This is a genomic window from Arthrobacter sp. Y3224198 (genome assembly GCF_059090025.1).
Window position 1 is genome coordinate 1 of record NZ_JBNHFG010000055.1, and the last position, 8553, is coordinate 8553.

Annotated in this window: 7 protein-coding genes and 1 pseudogene; 4 read left to right on the plus strand and 4 right to left on the minus strand. The window is 69.4% G+C overall.

The genetic code is table 11. The features are described from left to right. The 4 genes and pseudogenes from AC5RUF_RS16000 to AC5RUF_RS16015 all read left to right on the plus strand — a co-directional run. Positions 1-243 (plus strand): annotated as a pseudogene (locus tag AC5RUF_RS16000) (DUF3995 domain-containing protein); the annotation flags it as partial. Between the two features lie 300 nt (positions 244-543). Next, positions 544-1698 (plus strand): XdhC family protein, encoded by a 1155-nt coding sequence (locus tag AC5RUF_RS16005; protein ID WP_494131255.1) that lies wholly within the window; start codon positions 544-546, stop codon positions 1696-1698. Positions 1699-1710: 12 nt separating this feature from the next. Then, complete coding sequence (locus tag AC5RUF_RS16010) at positions 1711-2571, plus strand: FAD binding domain-containing protein (RefSeq protein WP_494131249.1); 861 nt, start codon at positions 1711-1713, stop codon at positions 2569-2571. Further along, positions 2568-5408: a molybdopterin-dependent oxidoreductase gene (locus AC5RUF_RS16015; protein WP_494131250.1), complete on the plus strand. Its 2841-nt coding sequence runs from the start codon at positions 2568-2570 to the stop codon at positions 5406-5408. The genes AC5RUF_RS16010 and AC5RUF_RS16015 overlap by 4 nt, the downstream gene beginning before the upstream one ends. A gap of 186 nt (positions 5409-5594) precedes the next feature. On the opposite strand, the gene AC5RUF_RS16020 is transcribed toward AC5RUF_RS16015, so the two are convergent. From AC5RUF_RS16020 to AC5RUF_RS16035, 4 genes are all read right to left on the minus strand, one after another. After that, a complete protein-coding gene (locus tag AC5RUF_RS16020) occupies positions 5595-6578 on the minus strand; it encodes a hypothetical protein (protein ID WP_494131251.1) in 984 nt (327 codons plus the stop codon). Continuing rightward, complete coding sequence (locus tag AC5RUF_RS16025) at positions 6575-6913, minus strand: PadR family transcriptional regulator (protein WP_494131252.1); 339 nt, start codon at positions 6911-6913, stop codon at positions 6575-6577. The genes AC5RUF_RS16020 and AC5RUF_RS16025 overlap by 4 nt, the downstream gene beginning before the upstream one ends. A gap of 228 nt (positions 6914-7141) precedes the next feature. Next, positions 7142-8026, minus strand: a complete 885-nt coding sequence (locus AC5RUF_RS16030; protein ID WP_494131253.1) for a dihydrodipicolinate synthase family protein — start codon at positions 8024-8026, stop codon at positions 7142-7144. A 29-nt stretch (positions 8027-8055) separates the two neighbouring features. Further along, positions 8056-8553: DMT family transporter (locus tag AC5RUF_RS16035; protein WP_494131254.1), on the minus strand; the 498-nt coding region annotated here is incomplete at its 5' end.

Consider the following 8553-nt stretch of genomic DNA (forward strand, 5'->3'; position numbering starts at 1 on the left):
CGGCCCGGGCGCTGGCGGGCCGCCGTCTGGCTGGCTGCGGTGCTGCTGGTGCTTTACGGCGGCGCCAACACCGTGGTGGCAGCCACCGTCCTGGGCGGTCTGGTCCGCCCCGCCGGCGGATATGACCGGCCCGCGATGATTGGGCATGCCTGGCTCTGGGACCCGCTTTTCCTGCTTTGGGGTGCTGCCCTGCTGGGCTACCTGCTGCTCTCCCGCACCCGGGGACGTCCGGTGCCGTCATAAACGGCAGGGGATCCCGCAGGCCCGGACAGCGTGGTAAGCTTCCGTGCAATTACCGGGACTAATGCGGTTTGTGGCGCGGGTTACAGCTTCTGAAAGGGTATTCCTTCCGCCTTTACCTGTTTGCCTATCGAGCCGTTATGCATTCCGGAATATGTCATTTGTTTTGCGGATTTAAGGCCCCTGCCCGGCTTTTCACGGCCACCTTATACGGCAGGGGGAACTCACCGCTTTGGTTGCTGGTTTGACCGGTGGCGGTTGCCGCCGGCCAACGTTGCTGGAGGGCAGGGCGCTGTGTTGGAGATGCTCGATGCGCTGGCCGCCGCGGGAGGACCGTGTGCCGCAGCAACCATCGTGCGCGCCACCGGGTCCGTGCCCCGGCCGGCGGGCACATCCATGCTCATCAGCGCCGACGGGCACGTCACCGGTTCCCTGTCGGGAGGCTGTGTGGAGGCCGCCGTCGTGACCGCGGCGGAGGATGTGCTCGCGGACGGCCGCCCCCGCCTGGAATCCTTCGGCTACAGCGATTCCGATGCCTTCGCCGTCGGGCTGAGTTGCGGCGGCACCCTGGAGGTCCTGATCGAGCCCGTGGCACCGGAGCTGTTCCCGGAGATGCCCGACGCCGGTGCCCCCTGTGCCCTCATCCGGCGGCTGCCTGACGCTGCCGTAGGCATGGAAGAGGCAGCCCTCCCGCTGCTGGTCACTGATCCGGCCCGCACCGCCGCCACGCCCGCAGCCCTCCTCGCCGCCCACGGCCCGGCACTGGCCGTCCTGTCCGGGGTCGGGGATGCATCACGCGCCGCCGCCCGGCTTGCTCCCCTGCTCGCGGCCGGCCGCACCGGCGTCGTGGAGCTGGACGGCACCGGGGACGGAGACTGTGCCGGCGCCCTCCTGTTCCTGGAGTCCCGGCTGGCACCGCCGCGGCTGGTGCTGATCGGCGCCAACGATTTTTCCGCCGCCCTGGCCCGCCAGGGCAGGCTGCTGGGCTACCACGTGACCGTCTGCGACGCCCGTCCCGCCTTCACCACTGAGGACCGTTTTCCCGCCGCCCACCAGGTGCAGGTGCAGTGGCCGGATAAGTACCTGCAGGCAGAGGCCGAGGCGGGGCGGCTGGACTCCCGGTCCGTGGTTTGTGTGCTGAGCCATGATGCGAAGTTTGACGTGCCGGTGCTGGCCGAAGCCCTGCGCATGGATCTGGCCTATGTGGGGGCCATGGGTTCGCGCCGCAGCCACGACCAGCGCATGGCCGCCCTCCGGGCAGCGGGGCTGGGCGCGGCTCAGCTTCAGCTGCTGCATTCGCCCATAGGATTGGACCTCGGCGCGGCCACGCCGGAGGAAACGGCCGTCTCCGTTTTCGCCGAGATAGTGGCCTCCCGCTCCGGCGCCGCGGCCAGCGGCCTGCCCCTGCGGGCCGTCTCCGGCCCCATCCACCCGTTCAACCGCCTGCACGCAAGTTAAAGGGACACACCCATGGATATGCCCACCGTTTCCGAGCTGATCCGCACTGCGGACCCGCAGCAGTGGCGCCCCGGCGACGCGTGGCTGGCCGGCGGCACCGTGCTCTTCTCCTACGGCAGCGACAGCCTGCAACGGCTCCTGGATATCACCGCCGCCGGCTGGGAACCGCTGACCGTCTCCGAAACGGGGCTGGAAATCGCGGCAACCTGCACCATCGCGGAGCTTTACGCGTTTCCGGATGCCGCCCCGGCGGACGTCCTCTCCCAGTGGAAAGCCCTGGACCTGGTGCGGCCCTGCTGCGATTCCTTCCTGGCCTCCTTCAAGGTCTGGAACGTGTCCACCGTCGGCGGGAACATCTGCACCGCCCTGCCCGCCGGCCCCATGACCTCGCTGACCGCCGCCCTGGACGGCGTCGCCCTTGTCCTGTCGCCGGACGGCAGCTCCCGCCGGGTTCCGGTGGCGGAGCTGGTGGTGGGCGACGGCGTCACCGCGCTGGAACCGGGTGAACTGCTGCGCAGCATCAGCCTGCCCGCCGCCGCGCTGCGGGCCCGGACCGCGTTCCGGCAGCTGTCCCTCACCCGGCTGGGCCGTTCCGGGGTACTGCTGATTGGACGGCTGGACGAGGACGGTGGGTTTGTCCTCACGGTCACGGCCGCCACCAAGCGCCCGGTCCAGCTGCGCTTTGCCGAGCTGCCGGATGCGCCGGGCCTGCGGACTGCGCTGAACGAGGCGATCGACGCCGACCTGTGGCACGACGACGTGCACGGCCTGCCCGAGTGGCGCCACTACATGACGGACCGGCTCGGAGAGGAGATCCGCACCCAGCTGGCGGCTCCGGCTCCCCCGCCCCTACGGAAGGACGGCATGCAATGACCTACCGGATCAACCAGGAAGAAGTGGCGGCCGCTCCCTTCCCCGGCCAGTGCCTGCGCACCTTCCTCCGCGAACAGGGCACCCTGGGGGTCAAGAAGGGTTGCGACGCCGGGGACTGCGGTGCGTGCACCGTGCATGTGGACGGCAAACCGGTGCACAGCTGCCTCTACCCCGCGGTGCGTGCCGAGGGCCGGGAAATCACCACCATCGAGGGACTGGCCGACGGCGACGCGCTGCATCCGATGCAGCAGCAGTTCCTGGACGCGCAGGGCTTCCAGTGCGGTTTCTGCACCGCCGGCATGGTGATGACCGCGGCGACTTTTGACGAGGAACAGAAACAGAACCTGCCGCGGAACCTCAAGGGCAACCTGTGCCGCTGCACCGGCTACCGCGCCGTCGAAGACGCGGTCTGCGGGCACCGGACGGTCGACGTTCCGGCTGCCGACGACGCTGCAGAGGACGGAATCGACGCCGCCGCCACGACCGCCGCACCGACCGTCGGCGCGTGCGTCCCCGCCCCGGCCGGACCGGACATTGTGACCGGCCGCGCCCGCTACACCATGGACGTCCCGGCCGCGGAGCTGCCCGGACTGCTGCACCTGAAGATCCTGCGCTCCCCGCATGCGCACGCCCGGATTGTCTCCATTGACGCGAGCGCCGCTCTGGCTATTCCGGGTGTTGAAGCGGTTCTCACCCATGAGGACGCCCCGGAACAGTTGTTCTCCACCGCCCAGCACGAACTGCATACCGACGATCCCGACGACACCCGGATCCTGGACAATGTGGTCCGGTTCCGCGGCCAGCGGGTGGCCGCCGTCGTCGCCGATTCCGTGGGCGCCGCCGCGGCAGGCGTGCGCGCACTGAAGGTGGAATACGAGCTGCTGCCCGCGGTGCTGGACACCGATGCCGCACTGGCCGACGGCGCCCCCGAAGTCCATCCCGGCACTGCCCGGAACATTGTGGCGGAGCTGCACTCCGAACTCGGTGACGTGGAGGCCGGACTGGCGGCAGCCGCCGTCGTGCATGAGAACACCTACGAAAGCCAGCGGCTGCAGCACGTGGCCCTGGAAACCCACGGCTCCATTGCCTACTTCGATGCGAAGGGGCGGCTGGTGGTACGTACCTCCACGCAGGTGCCGTTCCTGATCCGCCGCGCCCTGTGCCGGGTGTTCGGGCTAAAGCCGGCCTCCGTCCGGGTGCTCACCGGCCGGGTGGGCGGCGGGTTCGGCGGGAAGCAGGAAATGCTGACCGAGGACCTGGCCGCGCTGGCCGCGCTGAAGCTGAACCGGCCGGTGCAGCTGGAACTCACCCGCGAGGAGCAGTTCACCGCCACTACCACCCGGCACCCGTTTGCGGTCCGGGTCCGGGCCGGAGCGGCGGCGGACGGCACGCTCACCGCGCTGGCACTGGATGTCACGGCCAACACCGGCGCCTACGGCAACCACGCCCCGGGCGTGATGTTCCACGGTTGCGGGGAGTCCGTCGCCGTCTACCGGTGCGCGAACAAGAAGGTGGACGCCCGCTCCGTGTACACCAACACGCTGCCCTCGGGCGCGTTCCGCGGCTACGGGCTGAGCCAGATGATCTACGCCATCGAATCCGCCATGGATGAGCTGGCCCGCGCCCTGGACATGGATCCGCTGGAATTCCGGCGCCGGAACGTGGTGGCGAAGGGCGAGGACATGGTGTCCACCGCGCCGGTCCCGGCCGAGGATGTGCACTACGGCAGCTACGGGCTGGACCAGTGCATCGACCTGGTGTCCGGGGCGCTGGCCGCGGGACGGGAACGGCCGGAGACCTCCGGGGCGGAACTGGTTTCCGCTGACGAGGGTGCTGCTTCGGAGTGGCTGACCGGCGAGGGCACCGCCGTCGCCATGATCGACACCGTGCCGCCGCGCGGGCACATCAGCCATGCCAAGGTCTTCCTCCGGCCGGACGGTCGGTACGGGCTCGACGTCGGCACCTCCGAATTCGGCAACGGCACCACCACTGTGCACACCCAGCTGGTCTCGACGGCACTGCATACCGGGGCCGAGCGGATTGTGGTCCGGCAGTCGGACACGGATCTGGTGGACCACGACACCGGCGCCTACGGGTCCACCGGCACCGTGGTGGCGGGCAAGGCGTCGCTGGCCGCCGCGGAGGAACTGGCCACGCTGCTCAAGGGCTTCGCCGCCTCCCTGTTTTCCAACACCTCGGCCCAGGTGCAGCTGCTGGCGGACGCGGTGGAGTGCGGCGGCGAACGGGTCCCGCTGGCCGACGTCGCCGCCCGGGCCGCCGCCGAGGGCATTGAGCTGGCGGCCGAGGGCCGCTGGGGCGGGACGCCGCGCTCGGTGGCGTTCAACGTGCAGGGCTTCCGGGTGGCGGTGCATGCTGGGACGGGTGAAATCCGCATCCTGCAGAGCGTGCACGCGGCCGATGCCGGCGTCGTCGTTAACCCGGTGCAGTGCCGCGGCCAAATCGAGGGCGGGATTGCCCAGGCACTGGGGGCGGCACTGTTTGAGGAGGTGCGGATCGACGCCGAGGGTTCGGTGGAGACCCGGATCCTGCGGAACTACCACATCCCCGCGTTTGCCGACGTGCCGCGGACGGAGATTTTCTTCGCTCAAACGGACGATTCGCTCGGCCCGATGGGCGCCAAGTCGATGAGCGAAAGCCCGTTCAACCCCGTGGCTCCCGCGCTGGCCAACGCCCTGCGGGACGCCACCGGGATCCGGTTCGCCCGGACGCCGTTTGCCCGGGACAAGGTGTACCTGGAGCTGCGGGCCGCCGGAGAGGGTGGCGTTGCCGTGGCCGGCGAGGTTTCGGGCGCGGAGGTTCCGGTTCGGGCGGTGTAGGGCCGGGATCCCTTCCGGTTTGTGCATTCCCTGCCGGTTTGGGAAATCCCTGCCGGTTTGGGAAATCCCTGCCGGTTCGCAGCGGAGGGATTTCCCGAACTGTAAGCGTTTTCCCAAAGTGGAGGGGCTTACGCCGGGTGGGCCGCAGAAGTCCGCACCAAAAGAGTGGGACACCCGGCACAGGCATCAGACCTTGGAGGCCCCGGTGCTGTTCCTGGAAAAGCTGATCTTCGGGCGCTTCCACGCCGCCAAGGCACTCATCAGACCGGCTACGGAACACAGTCCGTAGAAGAATCCGGGCTGAACTCCGATCAGGCCGATCGAGCTGTTGCCCCCGAGGGTCAGGAACAGCCCGGACAGCGGCAGGGAAGCCAGCGGGACCAGCAATAGACAGGCCCACGGCCGGGTTCTAGGTCCGGCAGCGGCCAGCAGTGCCGTGATCACCAGCAGTTCCAGGAACCAGAACGCCAGCCGCTGGTCATTGATGAGATACGGACCGCCCCAGAAGGTCCGCTGCGCGCCGCCTCCCTGCAGGTAGCTGGTCACCGTGATGAGAACACCAAGGGAAGGTGCGCCAAGGAGCACGACCCTGCGCAACCACGGCGTCCGGGCGTCGTTGCCCAGCATCGCCAGCAGGTTCGCGACACCGAAGAAGCAAAACACCAGCGGATGGACCGGAATGCTTGGGTCGGTCATTGCCATGATGACCCCGATCGCGGCTGCTGCGCCCACCGCTGCACCGTGCAGGATCTTCGCCGTGGTGCTCTGCCCCACAGCCACGGCTCCGAACGCCGCGAGGGTGAGGACAAAAACAATGACGGCGGGAGTAGTGAACGCCCCGAACGGCTGATCCACCAGGTTGTAGCTGTTCCACCGGAACCAGCGCCCGAGTTCACCCAGGACCAACATCACCAGCGCCAGCGAGGCGCCGCAGATGGTGCCGACGGCGGCCAGCCGGTCCCGGCGGCGGCGCGGCAGATATTGGTTCACTCGGGCCGCTGCCCCGTGCAGAGCAAGATGCAGGAGTTCGGAGCGGGTGGCTTCCTGCCTTCCTTCGCCGGCGGCGACGTCGAGCAGCACGCCGAGCATCTCCTCAGCATGGGCTGCGCGCCAGCGGGCGGGGTAGGCCCGCAGCGCTTGGCGGTACTTGTGTTCCAGGGCGTCGCTCATGCCAGAGCCCCCTTGGCCCGCAGGTGCAGGCTTTGCCGAGCGGCATTGGCCGCAGCTTCCATCCGGTCCGCCTCGAGTGCCAGCGCCTCTGCCCCGGAATCAGTCAGCGCGTAGTACCGGCGGAGTCGCCCTGCCACGACCTCCTCACCGGCGTCCTCCACCAGCCCTTCTTCCTGTAGCCGGTCCAGAGTGGTATAGAGGCTGCCCGGCTTCAGCGTCACCCGGCCGCCGGAAAGCGTCTGGGTTTCGGCGAGCAGCGAGTAGCCGTGGTGCCGGCTTCGGGCCAGTGCGGTGAGGATCAGGAACGTAGGTTCCCGCATCTCGCGATTAGTCATGTGATCAATATATGTATTTCACATGACTATCTGGCCCAGGTCGTCCTGTAGCGTGTCGCGGATAGTCAGCTGCTGTCATGCAGTGCTCTGCGGGCCATCTCCGGTTCCCCTGCCGGTTTGGGAAATCCCTGCCGGTTCGGGAAATCCCTGCCGGTTCGCAGCGGAGGGATTTCCCGAACTGTAAGCGTTTTCCCAAAGTGGAGGGGCTTCGGCCGGATCCGCGTCCGATCAGGGCAGGCCGAGCTCCGTCAGGGCGGCGGCGACCTCCGCCCGGGCGGAAACGGGCAGCGGCTGCAGCGGTGCCGGAAGGTTCTCCACCGGCAGCAGGCCCAGCTGCGCCGCGACGGCCGAGACCACCCGGAGGCTGCCGTACCGGCCGAACAGAGCCCAGAGAGGCTGCAGCTTTCCGGACAGGGCCCGGACCGCGGCGGAATCGCCGGATTGCGCAGCCCGGGTGATGGCGAGCGCCTGTTCCGGCAGCGTCCCGCCCAGCACGCTGAACCACACGTCCGCCCCGGCGCTCAGGGCAGGACCGGAAAACTCGTCGCCGCTGACGCCCAGGGCCACATCCTGCGGCAGGACGGCACGGACCTGCCGCACCCGTTCGGCTGCGCGCTCCACGGCGGCCGGGGGAATCTTCACTGCCGCCACCCGGGGCAGGGCCGCGATCCGGGCATAGAACTCGTCAGTGAAGGCGAACCGGGTGGTGGTGGGATTGTCGTAGAGGCAGATGGGCGCCGAGCTGGCCGCCGAGACCGCTTCAAACAGCCCGGCCACCTCCTCCTCGGTCAGCGGCTGATAGGACACGGGAGCCAGCAGCAGCCCGGCCGCACCGGCGTTCTGCGCATCCTCGGCCAGATGCAGGACGTCGGAGGTGCGCAGCGCTCCGATACCCACGATTACCGGCACGTCCCCGGCGGCCTGCACCGCAGCCGCAGCCGCCCGGCGTCGTTCCTCGCGGGACAGGTAGGCGTAGCTGCCGGTGGACCCCAGCGCCCCAATGGAGTCCACACCGGCGGCAGCAGCGCGGGCCACCAGCGCGGCCAGCAGGTCCTCGTCCACGGCGTCGTTGACCACCGGGGTCAGGGGAAATGCGGATAGACCGGTAAACACGGGAACCTCGCTTCAGGGATCGGGACGGGTCAGGGTCGGGCAGCGGACCGGTCCAGCACACCACGGTCCGCGTCCCGCCGGGCGTCGGCTCGCCGGTGCCCGGCCGGACCGGCCAGTACCAGCGTGCCGAGGACCAGGGCGGCGCCCACGCACTGGCCAACACTCAGGTCCTGGCCAAGCAGCAGCCAGCCGGCACCGGCCGCCACCACCGGACTGAGCAGGCCGAGCAGTGCAGTGCTTGAAGCGGGCAGCCGGTGCAGGCCGCGGAACCAGAGCACATACGCCAGCGCAGTGCCGATCAGGCCCAGGTAGGCGTAGCCCGCAAGGTTGATGCCGGTCAGCGCGGGCACCGGCCCCTCCACCAGCAGGGCCATCGGCAGCAGGAACAGCCCGCCGGCTACCAACTGCCAGGAGGTGGCGGCCAGCAGTGTGTCCGGCGCGCCCCACTTCTTGGTCAGGACCACGCCGGCGGCCATGGCCACCGCTCCCCCGAGTGCGGCCGCCACGCCCAGGGCATCGAGCCGAGC

What these genes read in the sequence shown, in the direction of transcription:
- AC5RUF_RS16025 (WP_494131252.1), bottom strand. Translation starts at nt 6,913, where the DNA reads ATGACTAATCGCGAGATGCGGGAACCTACGTTCCTGATCCTCACCGCA.
- AC5RUF_RS16005 (WP_494131255.1), top strand. Translation starts at nt 544, where the DNA reads ATGCTCGATGCGCTGGCCGCCGCGGGAGGACCGTGTGCCGCAGCAACC.
- AC5RUF_RS16010 (WP_494131249.1), top strand. Translation starts at nt 1,711, where the DNA reads ATGGATATGCCCACCGTTTCCGAGCTGATCCGCACTGCGGACCCGCAG.
- AC5RUF_RS16015 (WP_494131250.1), top strand. Translation starts at nt 2,568, where the DNA reads ATGACCTACCGGATCAACCAGGAAGAAGTGGCGGCCGCTCCCTTCCCC.
- AC5RUF_RS16020 (WP_494131251.1), bottom strand. Translation starts at nt 6,578, where the DNA reads ATGAGCGACGCCCTGGAACACAAGTACCGCCAAGCGCTGCGGGCCTAC.